This is a genomic window from Solwaraspora sp. WMMA2056 (assembly GCF_030345095.1).
Classification (GTDB): Bacteria; Actinomycetota; Actinomycetes; order Mycobacteriales; family Micromonosporaceae; genus Micromonospora_E.
This window is the reverse complement of record NZ_CP128360.1, coordinates 2,429,105-2,449,677: the sequence shown is the minus strand read 5'-3', so window position 1 is coordinate 2,449,677 and position 20,573 is coordinate 2,429,105. Positions and strand designations below refer to the sequence as shown.

The 20,573-nt window shown below is 71.1% G+C and carries 18 protein-coding genes; 5 read left to right on the top strand and 13 right to left on the bottom strand.

What is annotated here, in order from left to right; translation table 11 throughout:
- Positions 1-12: 12 nt before the first annotated feature.
- The 4 genes from prfA to thrB form a co-directional block, all read right to left on the bottom strand.
- Entirely contained in the window at positions 13-1,101 is a 1,089-nt protein-coding gene (gene prfA / locus O7608_RS11270; protein ID WP_289209904.1) for a peptide chain release factor 1, read from the bottom strand.
- Positions 1,102-1,202: 101 nt separating this feature from the next.
- A complete protein-coding gene (gene rpmE / locus O7608_RS11265) occupies positions 1,203-1,427 on the bottom strand; it encodes a 50S ribosomal protein L31 (RefSeq protein ID WP_289209903.1) in 225 nt (74 codons plus the stop codon).
- A 235-nt stretch (positions 1,428-1,662) separates the two neighbouring features.
- Positions 1,663-3,612, bottom strand: coding sequence for a transcription termination factor Rho (gene rho, locus O7608_RS11260; RefSeq protein WP_289209902.1), 1,950 nt, complete (start codon positions 3,610-3,612; stop codon positions 1,663-1,665).
- 289 nt (positions 3,613-3,901) lie between these two features.
- A complete protein-coding gene (thrB, locus tag O7608_RS11255; protein ID WP_289209901.1) occupies positions 3,902-4,846 on the bottom strand; it encodes a homoserine kinase in 945 nt (314 codons plus the stop codon).
- Between the two features lie 75 nt (positions 4,847-4,921).
- On the opposite strand from thrB, the gene O7608_RS11250 reads away from it, so the two are divergent.
- Positions 4,922-5,299, top strand: coding sequence for a hypothetical protein (locus O7608_RS11250; protein ID WP_289209900.1), 378 nt, complete (start codon positions 4,922-4,924; stop codon positions 5,297-5,299).
- On the opposite strand, the gene O7608_RS11245 is transcribed toward O7608_RS11250, so the two are convergent.
- The 4 genes from O7608_RS11245 to O7608_RS11230 form a co-directional block, all read right to left on the bottom strand.
- Positions 5,228-5,467, bottom strand: coding sequence for a type II toxin-antitoxin system antitoxin (locus O7608_RS11245; protein WP_289209899.1), 240 nt, complete (start codon positions 5,465-5,467; stop codon positions 5,228-5,230). The genes O7608_RS11250 and O7608_RS11245 overlap by 72 nt on opposite strands.
- 14 nt (positions 5,468-5,481) lie before the next feature.
- Entirely contained in the window at positions 5,482-6,357 is an 876-nt protein-coding gene (locus tag O7608_RS11240; RefSeq protein WP_289209898.1) for an SPFH domain-containing protein, read from the bottom strand.
- A gap of 83 nt (positions 6,358-6,440) precedes the next feature.
- Positions 6,441-7,670: an MFS transporter gene (locus O7608_RS11235; RefSeq protein ID WP_289209897.1), complete on the bottom strand. Its 1,230-nt coding sequence runs from the start codon at positions 7,668-7,670 to the stop codon at positions 6,441-6,443.
- A gap of 111 nt (positions 7,671-7,781) precedes the next feature.
- Positions 7,782-11,069 (bottom strand): efflux RND transporter permease subunit, encoded by a 3,288-nt coding sequence (locus O7608_RS11230; RefSeq protein WP_289209896.1) that lies wholly within the window; start codon positions 11,067-11,069, stop codon positions 7,782-7,784.
- Positions 11,070-11,224: 155 nt separating this feature from the next.
- On the opposite strand from O7608_RS11230, the gene O7608_RS11225 reads away from it, so the two are divergent.
- A complete protein-coding gene (locus tag O7608_RS11225; RefSeq protein WP_289209895.1) occupies positions 11,225-11,770 on the top strand; it encodes a MarR family winged helix-turn-helix transcriptional regulator in 546 nt (181 codons plus the stop codon).
- Here the strand turns inward: O7608_RS11225 and thrC are convergent.
- From thrC to argS, 4 genes are read right to left on the bottom strand one after another with little or no spacing between them, the layout of a single operon-like run.
- Entirely contained in the window at positions 11,738-12,787 is a 1,050-nt protein-coding gene (gene thrC / locus O7608_RS11220; RefSeq protein ID WP_289209894.1) for a threonine synthase, read from the bottom strand. The two genes, O7608_RS11225 and thrC, sit on opposite strands and share 33 nt — an antisense overlap.
- A gap of 40 nt (positions 12,788-12,827) precedes the next feature.
- A complete protein-coding gene (locus tag O7608_RS11215) occupies positions 12,828-14,132 on the bottom strand; it encodes a homoserine dehydrogenase (protein ID WP_289210857.1) in 1,305 nt (434 codons plus the stop codon).
- Between the two features lie 34 nt (positions 14,133-14,166).
- The gene (lysA, locus tag O7608_RS11210) at positions 14,167-15,552 is read right to left on the bottom strand and encodes a diaminopimelate decarboxylase (RefSeq protein ID WP_289209893.1); all 1,386 of its coding nucleotides are present in this window, start codon (positions 15,550-15,552) and stop codon (positions 14,167-14,169) included.
- A gap of 54 nt (positions 15,553-15,606) precedes the next feature.
- Entirely contained in the window at positions 15,607-17,271 is a 1,665-nt protein-coding gene (gene argS / locus O7608_RS11205; protein ID WP_289209892.1) for an arginine--tRNA ligase, read from the bottom strand.
- Positions 17,272-17,375: 104 nt separating this feature from the next.
- Here argS and O7608_RS11200 point away from each other — a divergent pair, with 104 nt between their 5' ends.
- Together O7608_RS11200 and O7608_RS11195 are read left to right on the top strand one after the other, a co-directional pair.
- Positions 17,376-18,245 (top strand): thioredoxin-like domain-containing protein, encoded by an 870-nt coding sequence (locus O7608_RS11200; RefSeq protein WP_289209891.1) that lies wholly within the window; start codon positions 17,376-17,378, stop codon positions 18,243-18,245.
- A gap of 1 nt (position 18,246) precedes the next feature.
- A complete protein-coding gene (locus O7608_RS11195) occupies positions 18,247-18,903 on the top strand; it encodes a DUF305 domain-containing protein (protein WP_421359603.1) in 657 nt (218 codons plus the stop codon).
- Between the two features lie 50 nt (positions 18,904-18,953).
- On the opposite strand, the gene O7608_RS11190 is transcribed toward O7608_RS11195, so the two are convergent.
- Positions 18,954-19,763 (bottom strand): AfsR/SARP family transcriptional regulator, encoded by an 810-nt coding sequence (locus O7608_RS11190; RefSeq protein WP_289209889.1) that lies wholly within the window; start codon positions 19,761-19,763, stop codon positions 18,954-18,956.
- Positions 19,764-20,035: 272 nt separating this feature from the next.
- On the opposite strand from O7608_RS11190, the gene O7608_RS11185 reads away from it, so the two are divergent.
- Positions 20,036-20,407 (top strand): hypothetical protein, encoded by a 372-nt coding sequence (locus O7608_RS11185; RefSeq protein ID WP_289209888.1) that lies wholly within the window; start codon positions 20,036-20,038, stop codon positions 20,405-20,407.
- Positions 20,408-20,573 lie beyond the last annotated feature (166 nt).

The following is a 20,573-nucleotide window of genomic DNA, read 5'->3' as shown; positions in this document are numbered from 1 at the left end:
TCCGGGGGCAGGTCAGCGGCGGCCCAGTTCGGTGTCGCCGGCGAGCCGGGCCGCCCGGTCCGCCTCGGCGAGAGCGTCCAGGACGCCGTCGAGTTCTCCGCCGAGCGCCAGGTCCAGGTTGTACGCGGTGTAGCCGATCCGGTGGTCGGTGATCCGGTTCTGCGGGAAGTTGTAGGTGCGGATCCGTTCCGAGCGGTCGACGGTGCGCACCTGGGAGCGGCGGGCGTCGGAGGCCACCGCGTCGGCCTGCTCCTGAGCCGCGGCGAGCATCCGGGCACGCAGGATCCGCATCGCCTGTTCCCGGTTCTGCAGCTGGCTCTTCTCGTTCTGGCAGGAGACCACGATCCCGGTCGGCAGGTGGGTGATCCGGACCGCCGAGTCGGTGGTGTTGACCGACTGGCCGCCGGGGCCGGACGAACGGAACACGTCGATGCGCAGCTCGTTCGGGTCGACGGTGACGTCGACCTCCTCCGCCTCGGGCAGCACGAGTACGCCGGCCGCGCTGGTGTGGATGCGACCCTGCGACTCGGTGACCGGCACCCGCTGCACCCGGTGCACCCCGCCCTCCCACTTCAGGCGGGACCAGACGCCGTTGCCGCCCTCCGGTACGCCGCGTGACTTCACGGCGAGGGAGACGTCCTTGACGCCGCCCAGGTCGGAGTCCTGCGAGTCGAGCACCTCGACCTGCCAGCCGCGTCGTTCGGCGTACCGCACGTACATCCGCAGCAGGTCGCCGGCGAACAGCGCCGACTCCTCGCCGCCCTCGCCCGCTTTGATTTCGACGATGACGTCCTTGGCGTCGTGCGGGTCGCGGGGGATGAGCAGTTCGGCGAGGCGGGCCTCCAGGCCCGCCAGGCTGGCCGCGATCGCCTCGGCCTCGGCGGCGAAGCTCGCATCCTCACCGGCGAGTTCCCGGGCGGCGACCAGGTCGGCCCGGGCCTGGGCGAGCTCGTCGGCGGCCTTGTGCAGCGGGGCCAGCTCGGCGAATCGGCGGCCGACCCGGCGGGCGGTGACCTGGTCGGCGTGCAGGCCCGGATCCGCCAGCTGCCGTTCCAGCTCGGCATACTCGTCGAGAAGCCCGGCGAGGCGTTCGCTGCTCATACCCGTGACTCCTTCACCGAGCGGACACCCGTGAACCCGTCTGCAGACACCGCGACGCCCGCCCCCGTCGTGGTGACGGGCAGCGGGCGTCGTACGGAGCGCTACTTGGCCTTCTTGGCCTGGACCTTCGCGTACTTCTGCTGGAACTTGGCCACCCGACCCGCGGTGTCGAGGACGCGCTGCTTGCCGGTGTAGAACGGGTGGCAGGCGCTGCAGGTCTCGACGTGGATCTTGCCACTGGAGGCGGTGCTGCGGGTGGTGAACGAGGCGCCGCAGGAGCAGGTGACCTCGGTGGTCACGTACTGCGGGTGAATGTCCTTCTTCATGGGTGAGGTCCTCTCATCGTCGGTCGCCGGGTCGCCGTCGGCATCGCCCGCACCGGTGTGCGGGTCGACTCGGGCGTGAACCGGAACCCTGGCCGTCGACCAGTCTGCCATGTGTCACGGTGCCGGATCGCGGCGGGCGGGCAGTGCCACCCGCCGCGACCGGCACGTCGTACCGCCGGACGTAACGCCCGACGCGCCCGGGCGATTCCCGCACCGGACGCGGTCGGTGCCGGAGTCACTCCCCCGGCGTCGACTTGGCGATCTGCATCAGGAACTCGATGTTGGTCCGGCTCTGCTTGAGCCGGTCCAGCAACAGGTCGAGACCGCCCTGCGAGTCCAGCGAGTGCAGCACCTTGCGGAGCTTGTGGGTGATCGCCAGCTCCTCCGGCGCGAGCAGGATCTCCTCCTTGCGGGTGCCGGAAGGGTGGATGTCGATGGCCGGGAAGACCCGCTTGTCGGCGATCTTGCGGTCGAGTTTGAGCTCGGCGTTGCCGGTGCCCTTGAACTCCTCGAAGATCACCGTGTCCATCATGGAACCGGTCTCGACCAGTGCGGTGGCCAGGATGGTCAACGACCCACCGTTTTCGATGTTGCGCGCCGCACCGAGGAACCGCTTCGGCGGGTAGAGCGCCGTCGAGTCGATACCACCGGACATGATCCGGCCGCTGGCCGGTGCCGCCAGGTTGTACGAGCGGCCCAGCCGGGTCACCGAGTCGAGCAGGACCACGACGTCGTGCCCCAGCTCGACCAGGCGCTTGGCCCGCTCGATCGCCAGCTCGGCGACGGTGGTGTGGTCCTGCGGCGGCCGGTCGAACGTGGCCGCGATGACCTCGCCCTTCACCGACCGCTGCATGTCGGTGACCTCTTCGGGCCGTTCGTCGACCAGGACGACCATCAGGTGGCACTCGGGGTTGTTGTGGGTGATCGCGTTGGCGATCGCCTGCAACACCATCGTCTTGCCCGCCTTCGGCGGGGAGACGATCAGCGCCCGCTGCCCCTTGCCGATCGGCATCACCAGGTCGATGACGCGGGTGGTGAGGATGTGCGGCTCGGTCTCCAGCCGCAACCGGTCCTGCGGGTAGAGCGGGGTGAGCTTGTAGAACTCCGGCCGCCGCCGCGCCTCGTCCGGCTCCATGCCGTTGATCGTGTCCAGCCGGACCAGCGGGTTGTACTTGTCGCGCCGCTGCTCGCCGTCCCGGGTGGCCCGCACCGCGCCGGTGACCGCGTCACCACGACGCAGGCCGTACTTCTTGACCTGCGACATGGACACGTAGACGTCGTTCGGCCCGGACAGGTAGCCGGTGGTGCGTACGAACGCGTAGTTGTCCAGGACGTCGAGGATGCCCGCGACCGGCACCAGGACGTCGTCCTCGGCCACCTGCGGCTCACGGCCACCGCCGCTGTCGCCGCCACCGCCCTCACCGCGGTCCCCCCGCCGCCGACGGTCGCGGAACCGGCTGCGCCGCCCGCGCCGGCCACCGCCGTCGCCGTCGCCGTCGTCGTCGCTGTCCCGTGGCCCCCGGTCGCCCCGGTCCCGACCCTCGTTGCGGTCGTTACGGTCGTTACGGTCGTTACGGTCGTTACGGTCCCGACCCTCGCCACGGTCGTTGCGCTCGTTGCGGTCGTTGCGGTCACCCCGGTCGTTGCGCTCGCCGCGCTCGCCCCGGTCCCGACCGTTACGGCCGTCACCGGACCGGTCGGCGCGCGCGTCGCCGCGCTCCCGCTCACCCGGCTCGGCCGGAGCGGTCGCCGTCGCGGTCTCCGGCTCGTCGGTCCGCGGCTCCTGCGCCGCCGCCCGACTCGACCGGCCCCGACGGGTGCCCCGCTCCCGCGCCGGCGGCTCCTCGACGATCGCGAGCTGCTCGCCGCCGCCGCTGTCTCGGCGCTCCGGCTCGGCACGCACCTCGGCGCGCACCTCGTCCCGAGGGGGTGCGGTCGCCGCGGCGACCTCGGCACGTGGCCGCGGGGCACCGCCACCGGCCTGGCGCTCGGAGATCGCCGCGATCAACTCGCTCTTGCGCATCCGGGCGGTACCGGAGATGCCGAGCGACGCGGCGAGGCTCTGCAACTCAGGCAGCAGCATCGCGGACAGCCCGGTGCCGGACCGCCGTCGGCGGGCAGGAGCAGCGGTGGTGTCGTCAGCGACGTTGGAGACATCCGACGTCACGTCGGTGGTGTCGCTCAATGGATTCCTTCCCTCGATAAGGCCGGGCAACCCGGATCGAACAGCCAGGTGGCCGGGTGGCCTCGGTGCACCCGCCTCGCATGACACGTCGCGGGAGTCTTCGCGCAGCTCGCCGGATCCGCCACACCAGCCTCGGTGAGCAGGTCTCAGCGTCTGCAGCGATCCGTGGAGACTGCGGTTTGGCGGAGGCCTAGGCAGGGGTGAGACGGGCTTACCGCCGATAGCTTCGGGGGTGCGCCGCCCCGCAGGAGATCGCGTGCTTCGCGGCTGTGCTTGGCCTAGAGCGTAATCAACTCTTCCGACCTGCGGCAACAGGGTCCCGCTCGGCGTGTCCCACTATAGCGCCTTCGATCTGCGCTCCGGCAACGTCTACCAGCAACGTCTGACTCTGCCAGTCCATTCCCGGACAGAAATCACCCGGCACGTCGGTCAGCGCCAGCACACTGGGCCCCGCTCCGCTGATCACCGCGGCCACCCCGGCGGCGCGCAACCGGGCGACCAGGTCGGCGCTGGCCGGCATCCCGGCCGCCCGGTACTCCTGGTGCAGCCGGTCCTCGGTGGCGGCCAGCAGCAGCGCCGGATCGGCGGTGATCGCATGCACCAGCAGCGCGGACCGGCCGGCGTTGAACGCGGCGTCGGCGTGCGGCACCGTCGGCGGCAGCGCCGCCCGCGCCACCTCGGTGAGCCCCCGGCCGGTCGGCACGAAGACCGTCACCGCCCGGTCCGGTGCCACCGGCAACGCGACGGCGTGCGCGCCGTCGGCCGCCGTCCAGGCGATGGTGAACCCGCCCAGCAGGCAGGGTGCCACGTTGTCGGGGTGACCCTCCAGGTCCGCGGCGATCCGCAGCGCGGCGGCGGTGTCCAGGGCCTGCATGCCGCCGACGGACAGGCCACGGGCAAGCTGTACGCCGGCCACGATCGCCGCCGACGACGAGCCCATCCCCCGGGCCTGCGGGATCCGGTTGACACAGCTCAGCGCCAGGCCGGGCGGGCGGGCGCCGAGGGCGTCGAAGGTGGCGTACATGGCCCGTACCACCAGGTGGCTGTCGTCGACCGGCAACTCGCCGGCCCCTTCACCGGAGACCTCGACCCGGCAGCCGCCGGCGGTCACCCGGGCGGTCACCTCGTCGTGGTGCCCCAGGGCCAGCCCGAGCGCGTCGAACCCGGGACCGAGGTTGGCGCTGGTCGCCGGGACCCGTACGGTCACCGGCCCGGGAACGAAGCTGATAGCCATCGCACCATGCTAGGGGCGCGGCTTGCCCGCCGACGCTAGGGTGCGGCAGGTCGGGGCGGCAGGAGGATGACTGGCATGGAGTTCGGCACGAGCGGCGGGATCGACCCCGGCTACCTGGCGATCCAGGTGGCGGTCCGGCTGCCGGTGATCGCGGTGCTGGTGACGGGCGTGGTGCTGCTGATGCTGCGGCGTACGGCGGTGACCGGGCGGGGCGGCGGACTGGCGCTCAGCGGTCTGGTCGTCCTGTTGGCCGCCGTGGCGGTCGGCATCGTCTGGTCGGCGTACCTGCCGGTGTTCGTCGACGGCAGCGCCTCGGCGAACCAGGTCGGGCTGGTCTCGGCGCTGGTGGGCGGCCTGACCACCGTGCTCGACGCCGTCGGGCTAGGGCTGCTCCTCGCCGGCCTGCTGGTCCTGGTCCGGCAGCTCGCCGCCGCTCGAGGTACCGGCCGCTGAGTCGCCGGCGCGACCACCGCCGACGGCACGACCGGCCGAGCGCAGCGCGAGCCGCAGCGCGTACTCGATCTGGGCGTTGACGCTACGCAGGTCGTCGGCGGCCCATTTGGCCATCGCCTCGTGGACCGCCGGATCGAGCCGCAGCAGTAGCTTCTTGCGTTCGGCCATCAGCCGCAACCGCCTCAGCTGTAGAGAGATCCCGTGTTGACCACCGGCTGCACCGACCGGTCACCGCAGAGCACGACCAGCAGGTTGGCCACCATCTGGGCCTTGCGCTCCTCGTCGAGGTCGATGACGTGCTCGTCCCGCAGGCGTTCCAGGGCGTTGGAGACCATGCCCACCGCGCCCTCGACGATGCGGAACCGGGCCGCGACGACCGCTGCGGCCTGCTGCCGGGCGAGCATCGCGTGGGCGATCTCGGCCGCGTACGCGAGGTGGGTCACCCGGGACTCCAGCACCTCGACGCCGGCCAGCTCGACCCGCTCGCGCAGCTCGGCGGTCAGCTCCTCGGCGACGACGCTGCCGTCGCGCAGGCTGGCCCGGCCGCTGTCGTGCGCCTCGTACGGGTAGCTGGTGGCCAGGTGGCGTACGGCCGCCTCGGCCTGCACCGCGACGTAGGCGACGTGGTCGTCGACCGAGAAGACAGCGTTCGCCGAGTCGACGACCCGCCAGACGACGACCGCGGCGATCTCGACCGGGTTGCCGTCGGCGTCGGCGACCTTGAGCCGGTCGGTCTCGAAGTTGCGCACCCGCAGGGTGACCCGCCGGCGCGCGGTCAACGGCCACGTCCAGTGCAGACCGGCGACCCTGATGGTGCCGAGGTAGCGGCCGAAGAACTGCACGACCTGCGCCTCGTTGGGGTTGACCACGGCGAAGCCGGTGGCGGCGACGGCGACCACGGCCGCGTACAGCGCCGCCGGTACGACGATCGCGGCCGCGTCGGCGCCGGTGACCGAGGAACCGACGGTGAGCAGCACGGGCAGCGCGACGACCGCGCCGAGTGCCAGCAGCACGCCGACCGCCAGAAAGCCCGACACCCGGAAGACCGACCGTTCCATGACTGCTCCTCGCCCGCGAAACCGCACTATCAAAGTGATATCATGATGCTAGCAGACGGGTGCCGGGACCGGATCCGCCGGAATCACCGGGTCTCGGCGGGGGCCACCGCCAGCGGCAGCCGCCGGGTCACCAGCCACCAGCCGATGGCGTACGTCACGGTCACCAGGCCACAGCCGGCCAGGATGACCCGGATGTCCACCGTGTCGATCACGGCGGCCACCACCAGCTGACTGACCGAGATCGCCAGCGTCGCCAGCATCAGGTCGGCGGCGAACACCCGGCCGCGCAACCGGTCCGGCACGACGGCCTGCAGGGCGAAGTTGGACAGCACCCAGTTGCTGCCGCCCCCCAGGTGCGCCAGGAACACCAGCGCCAGCACCAGCGGGAACCAGCTGATCAACGCGATACCGGTGTAGGACAACCCGTACACCGACATCGAGGCCGCCAACGCGGTCAGCAGCCAGCGCCGCCGGTTGAGCACCGGACGCATGAGCAGCGGCCCCACCACCGCACCGGCACCGCGCACCGCGAACAGCAGCCCGGTGCCGATCGCACCGACCCCGTACACGCCGGCGAGCAGCGGGAACAACGTCAGCACGCCGTTACCGAGGCCGACCGCGCTCTTGGCGGTCACCAGGGCCAGCACCTGCGGGCGGCGACCGATGTAGACCAGGGTCTCGCGGATCGCGGCCAGGGTGCGCAACGCCGGTTCGGCGCTGTCCCGTGGGGCCTGCATCGGCCGGCGGATGGTGACGGTGAAGCCGGCCGCCACCAGCAGCGCGCCCGCCGCGATCCAGAAGCAGGTGTACGGGCCGACGGCAGCGCTGACCAGGCCACCGAGCGACGCGCCGACGATCGCCATCGTGCCCCACGCGGAGCCGGCGAACACGTTGGCACTGGGCAGTTCCTCGGCCGACACCACGTTCGGCAGCGCGGCCTGGGCGGCGGGCGAGTAGCACGACTTCGCCACGGCGAGCGCGGCCACGGCGGCCAACGCGAGCCAGGCGGTGCCCGACGAACGCACCCCGAGCAGTAGCAGTACGGCCACCACCGCCGCAAGGTTCGCCAGGATCAGAATGCGTCGGCGGTCGAACCGGTCGGCCAACGTCCCGGTGAACGGCAGCATCAGGGCGTGGATGCCGGTGTCGGCGGCGAGAACCAGAGCTCCCCAGACACCGCTGCCGGTCAACTCCGGCAACAGCACCAGCAGCGGGACCATGACGAACCAGTCGGCACCGAACATCACCAGCTCGGCGCTGAGCAGCCGACGGAAGTCACGATTGCCGGTAAGGACCGCTAACGGTGAGGCCACGTACCGGCACCCTACCGACCGGGGCGCGGACAGCGACCGGAATGTGATCTGCGTGACCAGCAGGCCGGTCGGGTCCCCCGGGGTTCGCCACAAGGGACCCGACCGGTCACCTCAGCTGTCCGCTGGCGGCAGCGGCGACTTGCGGCTCTTCGGCAGCTTCAGCACCTCGAACTGGTCGGTGCCGTCGACCAGGGCCGCCGACGGCCGGGCCGGCGGCGCGGCCACCGGTGAGCTGCGCTGCGCCGTACCGTCGGAGGTCGCCGCCCGGTCGGCCGCCGCGTCGGCGGCGGCCGACCCCTCGCCGGCCGCGCCCGTCGGCCCGGTGCCGGCGTCGCCGGTCCGGGCGGCACCACGACGCTCCCGCCAGCGTTCCTTGGTCCCCTCGACCATCGTGTAGAGGGTCGGCACCAGCACCAGGGTGAGCAGGGTCGAGCTGAACAGACCACCGATCACCACGATCGCCAGCGGCTGGCCGATGAACCCGGCCACCCCGGTCAGCCCCAGCGCCATCGGGGTCAGCGCGCAGATGGTCGCGATCGCGGTCATCAGGATCGGCCGCAGCCGACGCCGGCCCCCCTCCACCACCGCCTGGGACACGCTCATGCCCTGGTCGCGGTACTGGTTGATCAGGTCCATCAGCACGATCGCGTTGGTCACCACGATGCCGACCAGCATCAGCGCCCCGATCAGCGCCGGCACGCCCATCGGCGTACCGGTGACGACCAGCAGACCGATCGCGCCGGTCGCCGCGAACGGCACCGACACCAGCAGGATCAGCGGCTGGATCAGGCTGCGGAACGTCGCCACCATGATCACGAAGACGATGGCGATCGCGGCGAGCAACGCCAGGCCGAGGTCGGCGAACGCCTCCGCCTGGTCGGCGCTGACCCCACCGATGGTGTACGTCACACCCGTCGGCAGCGACAGCCCGTCGAGCCGTTCGGTCAGGTCGGCGCTGGTCTGCCCGACGTTCGAGCCGGTCGCGGTGCCGGTGACGGTGGCGCTGCGTTCGCCGTCCATCCGGTTGATCTGCACCGGCCCGCTGACCTCGACGATCTCCGCCAGCGCGCTCAGCGGCACCGGGCCGATCGGCAGCGCCGCCAGTTCCTCGACCGACGTGGGGGTGGCGGTCGGGCTGAGCAGCACGCTCATCCGCTCGCCGTCGAGGGTGACCTCACCCAGCGGGCTGCCCCGGAACGCCTGGGCGACGATCTGGCCGATCGCCGCCTCGGTGAGCCCCGCGCCGGCTGCGGCCGCCCGGTCGATGCGGACCTCCAGCCGGGTGGCGTCGGCGGCCAGCGAGGTGGTCACGTCGGCGACGTCCGGGGTCTGCGCCATCGCGGCTCGGACCCGTTCGGTGGCGGTCGCCAGGTCGTCCGGGTCGTTGGCCTGCACGACGACCTGCAGCTGGTTGGTACTGGCACCGCCCGGCCCACCACCGGCGGCGCCGACGGTGATCTCACCGAGGGAGTCGCGGCCGGCGAAGGCGTCCCGCAGCTGCTGCTGCAGGGCCACGTTGTCGGTGCCCTCGGTCAGGGTGATCGAGTAGCTGGCCGTGGTGGCGCCACCGCTGCCGGCGAACGGGTTGCTGCTGTTGCCGATGGAGACCTGGTAGGACTCGATCCCGTCGGTGCGGGCCAACTCACGCTCCACCTGGCGGGCGGCGGCGTCGACCGCCGTGAGGCTGGTGCCGACCGGCAGCTCCTGACGCATGCTCAGGGTGTCCTGGCCGGCATCGTCGATGAAGTTGGTCTCCAGCCTGGTGCCCAGCGCGAAGGTGCCCAGCAGCACCGCCAGGCCGATACCGACGGTCGCCCACCGTCGGGTGGTGGCGAACCGGATCACCGGCAGGTAGCCGCGCTGCAGTGGGTTGCGCAGCTCCTTCGCCTCGGCCTGCTCGCGGACGGCCTCGACGTCGGTGCCGGCGGCGGCCGGCTTGAGGAACCAGTACGCCAGCACCGGGATGATCGTCAGGGAGACCAGCAGTGAAGCGAGCAGGGCGACGGTGACGGTGATCGCGAACGGGGCGAACAGCTGGCCGACGAACCCGCCGACGATGGCGATCGGCGCGAAGACCGCCACCGTGGCCAGCGTCGAGGAGGTGACCGCGCCGGAGACCTCCCGGACGCCGGTGAGGATCGCCGTACGCCGGTCCTCGCCGTACTCCAGATGTCGTTTGATGTTCTCCAGGACGACGATCGAGTCGTCCACCACCCGGCCGACCGAGATGGTCAACGCGCCCAGGGTGAGCAGGTTGAGCGAGTAGTCGCCGATCCAGAGCGCGATCAGCGCGATGAGCACCGACAGCGGGATCGAGACGGCGGTGACGACGGTGGACCGTACCGACAGCAGGAAGACCAGGATGACCAGGACCGCCATCACCAGGCCGAGCAGGCCTTCGGTGGTCAGCGCCTCGATCGAACGCTCGACGAACGGCGCCTGGTCGAAGACCACGACGAGTTCGGTGTCGGCCGCGTCACCCAGCTCGGCCAGCCGGTCGCGGATCTCGTGCGAGATGCCGACGGCGTCGCCGTCCGGGCCGGCGGTGACCGCGATCCCGAGGCTGACCGCGCCGTTGGTCCGGGTGATGGAGGTGGCCGGTGAGGTCTGCTCGGTGATCTCGGCGACGGCGTCCAGCCGTACGGGTGCCCGACCGGCCGTGGTCAGGAAGATCGCGCCGAGGTCCTCGATGGTCTCGATCCGGCTGCCGACCTGCACGGTGAGGGTCTGGTCGTCCTCGGTCAGCGCGCCGGCCGGGATGGTGACGCCGTTGGCCCGCAGGGCGGCGCTGATCGCGCCCGGGTCGTAGCCGGCGGCGGTCAACGCGGCAAAGTCCGGGGTGATCGCGACGATCTGCTCGCTGGCGCCGGTGACGTCGACGGCACGTACCCCGTCGATGCCTTCCAGCTCGGGTACGACGGTCTCGCTGAGCCGGCGGGACAGCTCCTGCTGCTCGTCGTCGGCACCGGTGGCGGCGAGCACCACGGCGGGCAGGTCGTCGGTGCTGCCGGCGAAGACCACCGGGTCGACGCCGTCGGGCAGCTGCGCCCCGATCCGGTTGAGCGCGGTCTCCAGGTCGTTGACCGCGCCGTCGAGGTCGGTGCCGAAGGCGAACTCGATCTGTACGGTCGCGAAGCCTTCGCTGGAGGTGGAGGTGACGCTCTCCACGTCCGACACGGCCGCGACGGCGTTCTCGACCGGCTCGGTGACCTGCGCCTCGACGATCTCCGGCGCGGCGCCCGGGAAGACCGCGCTGACGAACGCGGCCGGGAACTCCAGCGAGGGCAGGAGCTGCTGTTTGAGCGTCGGGATCGTGAACGCGCCGAACAGCGTGATCACGACCGCGACGAGCGCGACGAGGCCCCGGTTGGCGAGGCTGAGTCTGGCGAGCAACGACATGTGCGGGCTCACTCCTGGGAAGGGGTCCTGCGGCGGGAATGACGGAAGAATACTTTGGCCAAGGCTAACAGTTAGCCTCATATGGAGTTGTTGGGATAGCCTTCGCGGCACGACGGGCAGCTCGCCCGCGTCGGACGACGGCAGAGGGAGCGCGGGTGACCCAGCGGGACGAACTGATCGACCAGATCATGGCGACCCACCGTCGGCTGCAGTTGCTGTTCGCCTCCGACCGCTCCGACCCGCTGTTCGACGCACAGCTGACCGTGTCGCAGCTGAAGATACTGCTCCTGCTCTACCTGCACGGCAGCACCTCGGGTCAGGAGCTGAGCCAGGTGCTCGGCGTCCGGATGGCCACCGTCACCGGCATCGTCGACCGGCTCGTCGCCCACCGGCTCGTCGGCCGCCGCGAGGATCCGCAGGACCGCCGGGTCCGGCGGGTCGAACTCACCGACGACGGGCGGGACCTGATCGACCGGATCGTCACCGCCGGCACCGAACGGCATGCCCGGCTGCTGGCCCGGCTGGACACCGACGAGCTGCGTACCGTCGCGGCGGCGGTCCGGCTGCTGGTCGACGCCGCCGAGGCCGACCTGGCCGAGACCGACGGCGCGGCCGGTCCGTCGTGGGCGGCCGGTGCCTGCGGTACGGCGTCGCCCGCACCGCCGGGGTCAGGCCAGGTGGAGCGCGCGGGCGGCGAGTAGCGGATCGTTGCCGATGGTCGTCGGCGCCGGCGCGGTCGAGATCGCCCACTCCGGGTCCTTGAGGCCGTGCCCGGTCACCGTGCAGACCACCGTCGACCCGGCCGGCACCTTCCCGGCCGCGGCGACCTGCAGCAGCCCGGCCACGCTCGCCGCGCTGGCCAGCTCGACGAAGACACCAACCTCCCGGGCGAGCAGCCGGTACGCCGCCAGAATGTCCCGGTCGGTGACCGCGTCGATCAACCCACCGGAGGTGTCCCGGGCGTCGAGCGCCCTGGTCCAGCTCGCCGGGTTGCCGATCCGGATCGCGGTGGCGATCGTCGACGGCGCGCGGACCACCTCACCCGCGACGATCGGGGCGGCACCGGAGGCCTGGAAGCCGAACATCTTCGGTGTCCGCGTCGCGTTGCCGGCCTCGAGATCCTCGACGTAACCCATCCAGTAGGCGCTGATGTTGCCGGCGTTGCCGACCGGCAGGCAGTGGATGTCCGGGGCGTCACCGAGCCCGGCGACGATCTCGAACGCGGCGGTCTTCTGCCCGTGCAACCGGAAGATGTTCACCGAGTTGACCAGCGCCACCGGGTAGTCCTGGGCGAGCTTGGAGGCCATCGCCAGGCAGTCGTCGAAGTTGCCGTCGACCTGCAAAAGCTTCGCCCCGTGCACCAACGCCTGGGCCAGCTTGCCCAGCGCGATCTTGCCCTGCGGCACAAGCACCGCGCAGGTCAGACCGGCCCGGGCCGCGTACGCCGCCGCCGACGCGCTGGTGTTGCCGGTGGAGGCGCAGATGATCGCCTTGTTGCCCTCCTCGACCGCCTTGGAGACCGCCATCGTCATGCCCCGGTCCTTGAACGACCCGGTCGGGTTCGCCCCTTCGACCTTGAGGTAGACGTCGGCACCGACCCGGTCGGAGAGCACCGGCGCCGGCAGCAGCGGCGTGTTCCCCTCATGGAGGGTGATCACCGGCGTGGTGTCACTGACCGGCAACCGGTCCCGGTACGCCTCGATCAGACCCCGCCACATGGCAACCTCCTCGACTCGGCCGGCACAGCGTACCGGCTGCCTACTGGCCGCCCTCGACCCGCAGCACGCTGGCGATGGACCGGACGATGTCCAGGCCGCGCAGCTCCTCGACGGTCGCGGCCAGCGCGGCGTCCGGAGCACGGTGGGTGACGATCACCAGGCTGGCGTCGGCCTCCCGACCGGACTGGCGCACGGTGGCGATCGACACGTCGTGGCGGGCGAAGACCCCGGCGACGGCGGCCAGCACCCCGGCGCGGTCGGCCACGTCCAGACTGATGTGGTAGCGGGTGACCGCCTCCCCCATCGGGCGGATCGGCAGATCGGCGTAGGCCGATTCGCTCGCCGCGCGTACCCCGGCGAGCCGGTTGCGGGCCACCGCGACGATGTCACCGAGCACGGCGCTGGCGGTCGGCGCCCCGCCGGCACCCCGGCCGTAGAACATCAGCTGGCCGGCGGCGACCGCCTCGACGAAGACCGCGTTGAACGCGTCACCGACGCTGGCCAGCGGGTGGCTGCGCGGGATCATCGCCGGATGCACCCGGACGCTGACCGACTCGGCGCCGTCGGCACCCGGGCCCCGCTCGGCGATGCAGAGCAGCTTGATGGTGCAGCCCATCGCCTTGGCGCTGGCCATGTCGGCGGCGCTGACCTCGGTGATGCCCTCCCGGTGCACGTCGGCGGCGCCGACGCGGGTGTGGAAGGCCAGCGAGGCGAGGATGGCTGCCTTGGCGGCGGCGTCGAAGCCCTCGACGTCGGCGGTCGGGTCGGCCTCGGCGTACCCGAGCGCGGTCGCCTCCTCCAGCGCCTCGGTGAAGCTGGCACCGGTGGCGTCCATCCCGGACAGGATGAAGTTGGTGGTGCCGTTGACGATGCCGGTGACCCGGGTGATCGAGTCGCCGTGCAGGGATTCACGCAGCGGGCGCAGCAGCGGGATGGCCCCGGCCACCGACGCCTCGTAGTACAGGTCGGCACCGCCGGCGGCGGCCGCGTCGTGCAGGGTGCCGCCGTCCTCGGCGAGCAGGGCCTTGTTCGCGGTGACCGCACTCTTGCCGGCCCGCAGCGCCTCGACGAGCCAGGTCCGGGCCGGTTCGATCCCGCCGACGACCTCCACCACCACGTCGACGTCGTCGCGCTTGACCAGCCCCAGGGCGTCGGTGGTGAACAACGCCGGGTCGACCGGCAGGTCGCCACGGGAACGGTTCGGCCGCCGTACGGCGATCCCGGCGATCTCGACCGGTGCCCCGATCCGGGCGGCGAGGTCGGCAGACTGCTCGTGCAGCAGCCGCACCACCTCGGCACCCACCGTGCCGCAACCCAGCAGCGCCAACCGTACCGGCTTACCCATGCTCACCCCATACCTCGCGACCGCGCGCCACGCGCTATCCCACGTCCAGTGCCAGCAGATCGTCCTCGGTCTCCCGACGGACGAGGACCCGGGCCGCGCCGTCGCGGACCGCGATCACCGGCGGCCGGGGCACATGGTTGTAGTTGCTCGCCATGCTCCGGCAGTACGCCCCCGTGCCCGGCACCGCCAGAAGATCTCCCGGCTGCACGTCGGCGGGCAGGAATTCATCCTTCACTACGATGTCCCCGGACTCACAATGCTTTCCCACCACGCGGGCCAGGACCGGTGGCGCCACCGAGGCCCGGGAGGCGAGAGTCGCCGAGTAGGAGGCGTCGTAGAGGGCGGTCCGGATGTTGTCGCTCATCCCGCCGTCGACGCTGACGTAGCTGCGGATGCCGTCGACGTCCTTGACCGTGCCGACCTGGTAGAGGGTGAACACCGCCGGTCCGACGATCGCCCGGCCCGGCTCCACCGACAGGTGTGGCACGGCCAGCCGCAGCGCCTCGCACTCGCTGTCGACGATCTTGTTCATCCGCTTGGCCAGGTCGTGGGCGGGTGCCGGGTCGTCCTGGGTGGTGTAGGCGATGCCGAAACCGCCGCCGAGGTCCAGCTCCGGCAGCTGCACGCCCCGGGCGTCGCGGATCTGCGCCTGCAACGCCAGCACCCGCCGGGCGGACACCTCGAACCCGCTGGCGTCGAAGATCTGCGAACCGATGTGCGAGTGCAGCCCGCGCAGCTCCAGCACGCCCTCGTCGAGGATCCGGGCGGCCGCCTCGAAGGCCGCCCCGCCGGCCAGCGAGAAGCCGAACTTCTGGTCCTCGTGGGCGGTGGCGATGAACTCGTGGGTGTGCGCCTCCACCCCGACGGTGACCCGGACCAGCACCTTCGGCCGGATCTGCCGGTCGCGGGCCAGCGCGGTCAGCCGGTCGATCTCGTCGAACGAGTCGACGATGATCCGGCCCACCCCGGCGTCCAGCGCCCGGGTCAGCTCGGCGACGCTCTTGTTGTTGCCGTGGAACCCGATCCGCTCCGGCGGCATCCCCGCCGACAGCGCCACCGCCAGCTCACCGCCGGTGCAGACGTCCAGGTGCAGGCCCTCCTCGGCGATGATGCGCACCACCGCCCGGCACAGGAACGCCTTGCCGGCGTAGTAGACGTCCTGCCCGGCGAAGGCGGCCCGGAAGTCGCGGCAGCGGGCCCGCAGGTCCTCCTCGTCGAGCAGGTACGCCGGGGTGCCGTACTCGGCGGCCAGGTCCCGCACGTCCCGGCCGCCGACGGTGAGCGCCCCGGCGTCCGCGCGGGTCACCGTCCGCGGCCACAGCTGCGGCAGCAGGGAGTTGACGTCATCCGGGGTACGCAGCCAGCCCGGCCCCCGGCTGCCGAGGTCACCGTGCAGGGCCCCGGCCTCGTGTGCGCGCACGGCACTACCGTCCTTCGTCGTTCATGGATCCGGCTCCGGGTCCGTCGGCCCGGTTCACATCCGCTCGGGCGCGGAGACGCCGAGCAGGTCCAGGCCGTTGGCGATCACCGTACGGGTGGCGTCGTTGAGCCACAGCCGGGCCCGGTGCCGGTCGGTGATCTCCTCGTCGCCCAGCGGCATGATCCGGCACTTGTCGTAGAAGCGGTGGTACGCCCCGGCCAGCTCCTCCAGGTAGCGGGCGATCCGGTGCGGCTCGCGCAGCTCGGCGGCGGAGGCGACCACAGCGGGGAACTCGCCGATCGCCTTGAGCAGCTCGTTCTCCTTGTCGTGGTCGAGCAGCTCCGGGCGGAACGCCGCCGGTTCGCCCCGCTGCAGGCCGACGTCGGCGGCGTTACGGGCCACGCTGGCGGTCCGGGCGGCGACGTACTGCACGTAGAAGACCGGGTTGTCGTTCTTGGCCCGGGTCCACCGCTCCACGTCGATGTCGATCGGCGAGTCCGACGAGTAGCGGGCCAGCGCGTACCGGGCGGCGTCGACGCCGACCGACTCGACCAGGTCCTCCAGGGTGACCACGGTGCCGGCCCGCTTGGACATCCGCACCGGCGCCCCCTCGCGCACCAGGTTCACCATCTGCCCGATCAGGATCTCCAGCGTCACGTCCGGGTCGTCGCCGAAGCAGGCCGCCATCGCCCGGAGCCGGCCGATGTAGCCGTGGTGGTCGGCACCGAGCATCATCACGATCCGCTCGAAGCCGCGCTCGCGCTTGTCCAGGTAGTAGGCGCAGTCGGCGGCGAAGTAGGTCCACTCGCCGCTGGACTTGCGCAGCACCCGGTCCTTGTCGTCACCGAAGTCGGTGGTGCGCAGCCAGACCGCGCCGTCGCGTTCGACGATGCGGCCCTGCTCGCGCAGCCGGGCCAGCGCGTGGTCCAGCTCACCCCGGGAGTGCAGGTCCTTCTCGTGGAAGAACGTGTCGAAGTGGGTGCCGAAGTCGGCCATCGACGACTTGATCTCGTCGAGCATCAGCGCGACACCTTCGACCCGGAACAGCTCCCGGGCGGCGTCGTCGTCGAGATCGCGTACCTGCGGGTGCTTGCCAACGAGGACGCCGGCGATGTCGGCGATGTACGCCCCGGCGTAGCCGTCGGCCGGGGTCGGCTCACCGCGCGCGGCGGCCAGCAGCGAGTTGGCGAACCGGTCGATCTGCGCACCGGCGTCGTTGACGTAGTACTCGGTGCCGACATCGGCCCCGGTGGCCCGCAGGATCCGGGCCAGCGAGTCACCGACGGCGGCCCACCGGCTGCCGCCGATGTGCACCGGGCCGGTCGGGTTGGCCGAGACGAACTCCAGGTTGAGCCGCTGCCCGGCGAGGTGGGTGCTGCGGCCGTACTCCCGACCGGCCAGGACCACGGTGCGGGCCAGTGCCCCGGCGGCGGCCGAATCGAGCCGGATGTTCAGAAACCCCGGGCCGGCGATCTCCACCGACGCGATCCCGTCGGCCTCGCCGAGCCGGACGGCGAGTGCGGCGGCCAGCTCGCGCGGCGGCGTGCCGACCCGCTTGGCCAGCTGCAGCGCCAGGTTCGAGGCGTAGTCGCCGTGCTCCGGGTTGCGGGGACGCTCGACGGTGACCACGTCGGGAAGCAAAGATAGATCGAGGTCACGATCGACGAAGACCGACCGGGCCGCGGCGCGGACGATCTCAGCGAGATTAGCGGGAGTCACCAAAGCATGTTACCGGGGGTAGACTCGTGGACTTGGCGGCGACCCTTACCTGCTGGCTCCCGCTGAAAGCCCCTTGACCGACCGACCTGACGAGGCACCACACCATGAGCATCAGCACCCAGGGTGGCGACAACAGCCGTCCGTCCGTGGTCAGCACCGGCAAGCCGTCGGCCGGCGGCAAGCCCAAGGCTGCGAACAAGGCCGGCGGTAGGCCGGCGACGGGCACATCGACCAGCGGCAAGACCGGCGGTGCCAAGGCCGGCGCGGGTGCCGCGAAGGCCGGGCGACCGGGCACAGCGGGCAAGGGCGGCAAGGGCCCCCGTAAGGCGGTCAAAGCGGTCAAGGTCTCCCAGGGCCGCAGCTGGGGTCCGATCGCGCTGATGGTCGCGGTCGGCGTGCTGGCCACCGGGATCATCGGGTACGGCGCCTGGGCGGTCTCCCAGGAGGCCCGCTCGTGGCAGGACCGTGCCTCCGACATCGCCGGCCTGGTCAACTACCGCGAGACGGACCCGGAGAGCATCAGCAACCAGGAGCACCGGTCCGGCAAGATCGAATATCCGCACAGCCCGCCGGTCGGCGGCCCGCACAACAACACCTGGCAGCGCTGCCTCGGCGACGTCTATGACGCGCCGATCGCCAACGAGCACGCGCTGCACAGTCTGGAGCACGGTGCGGTCTGGCTCACCTACCGTCCGGACCTGCCGGCGGCCGACGTGGAGCAGCTGGCCAGTGTGATCCGCGGCAACGACTTCATGCTGATGAGCCCGTACGAGGGCCTCGACCGCCCGATCTCCATCCAGGCGTGGGGCTACCAGCTCAAGGTCGACAACGCCGACGACCCGCGGATCAAGGAATTCGCCACCGTGCTGGCGCAGAACGCCTCGATGGAGCCGGGCGTGCCCTGCTCCTCCGGCAACTACACCACCGGTACCGGCACCGAGCCGCGCGAGATGCAGCCGTCGATGGGCGGCTGACATGGCCACTGCGACGCAGGACCCACCGGTGTCGGAGCGAATGGAGCCGGCGGAGCCTCGCCCGACCTCCCGGACTGTGCGCTACCTGACCCTGGCCATGGCCGCGTTGCTGCTGCTCGGCGTCGGCTGGACAGCCGCTACGTTGGCCACCGGGCGCACCCCGGGCGAAAATTCGGCCGAGGCCGGCTTCGCTCGGGACATGTCCCGCCATCACGCGCAGGCGGTGGAGATGGCAATGATCGCGTACGCCAAGGGGCAGGATCCGGCTATCCGGCAACTCGGCTACGACATGGCCCTGACCCAGCAGGCCCAGATCGGTCATATGCAGCGCTGGTTGCAGGAGTGGAACCTGTTGCCGACCGGCTCCCGTCCGGCCATGGAGTGGATGCCCGATGGCGTGGGGGTGGACGCGAACGGGCTGATGCCCGGCATGGCCACCCGCGAGGAGATCACCCGGTTGCACGAGGCGGAGGGCACCGAGGTCGACCGCCTGTTCATCGAGCTGATGATCAAGCACCACATCGGCGGCGTCCACATGGCCGACGGTGTGCTGGATGCCTCCGACCGCGCCGAGGTGGTCCGGCTGGCCGAGGCGATGAAACAGGCGCAGCAGAAGGAGATTAACGAGCTACGCAAGCTTCAGGAGTCCAACGGCTGAGAGCGGCGGGCCGGCGGGCAGTGGATGCCGCCGCCGGCCCCGTCCGACGCTCAGCTCGAGGTTTGCCAACCATCGATCCGCACGGGTGACGATGGCGCGCTGCCGACTCGCCGCCTTCCGGGGATGTCCTGGCGCAGCACACCCAGGTGGGCGGCTCTCAGACCCGACCCGGGCTCCAGACCCAACTCCTCGGCGAGCCGGGACTTCACCTCCTGGTACACCCTTAGTGCCCGCGCCTGCTGACCGGCCCCGGCCAGAGCGAGGACCAACTGCGACGCCAGGCGCTCCCGAAGTGGATGCGCACTGACCAACGCGGACAGCTCCGGGACGAGAGAGGCATGCCTGCCGAGACTCAACTCGATGTCCGCCAAGTCCTCGATTGCCGCCAGGCGCTGTTGCTCCAGGGCCGCCGAAGCAGCCGCGACGAAGGCGCCGTTGGCGCCGCTGAGCGGCGCTCCCCGCCACAGCACCAGTGCCGAACGGAGCTGGTCGGCCGCCTCCTCGGACCGCCCGGCGTGTTGGGACGACCGGGCGTGACTGACCCGTTGGACGAAATCTTCATGGTCCAGCTCACCGTTCGCCACCACCATTCGGTAGCCGCCGGCCTCGCTGACCAGCGGTCCGTCCGCCGGGTTGATAGCGATGGCCTGCCGGAGCGCGGAGACGCACGCCTGCACCTGTAGCCGAGCACTCCGCGGTGGGGTATGTGCCCACACGGCATCGATGAGATGGCCGGTAGAGACCACCCGGTTGGCGTTGAGCAGTAGATAGGCGAGCACAGCCCGCTGTCGGGGCCGGAGCCGGCGCACCTGTCGGTCGACTCTGTGCACCTCTACCGGCCCAAGAAGTTTCCACTTCATCCTGCCCCCGTAGCCCGAAGTGGTCACGCTCTCACATGACAAGGCCAGACTAGCGCATCATCGAGGTCGATCGCTTTCTCGCGCTACCGGCAGACCACCACCCGGGTACCCGGATGATCGCGCATAGCGAACGCATAGCAACTGCGCAGCCGGCTCCGACAGACTCCTCTAGGGACGATCGACCGAGAGTCCCGATGCAGGCAGTGGCTAGTCGAAGGGGAACCAGCATGATCAAAAAGTTGGGTCGGTACCTCGCTGTGATCGCACTCGTCGTGGGCGGCACAACCGTGATCACCGCGTCACCAGCGCTCGCCGTCGGCGGCTGCGACCAGGCCAACCCGACAGTCGGGGCGTGCATCGACCACGGCTCCTACGGCAGCAACGCACGAGCCGACTTCTACTTCAACCGGACCCCCGACAGCAGCTACTACTACTACTCGGTGTGGATCCAGGTCAACGGCACCTGGCACCAGAAGGTCAACCAGGCACGCCTGACCAGTTCAGGACGCTGGTGCTGCTGGTATCAGCCCGTCGCCAGCCAGCCGGCCAGCTACAAGACCATCCGGAGCAGGGTCACCATTTACACGAGCAACAGGACGGCGCACACCACATCCACGAGCCCGGCCTTCACCATCTACACCTGATCCTCACCCCGCGCGGCGGTTCGCGCGCCGGCCACTGACATCGGCCGGTGCACGGACCGCCGCGCGGTCCGTGCACTCCCATGCCTTCGATGATGAACATCCTCCCGAGTAGCGCAGCCCCTCGAAGCTGAGATGCAGGAAGGGCGGATCGGGACAATACACCCAG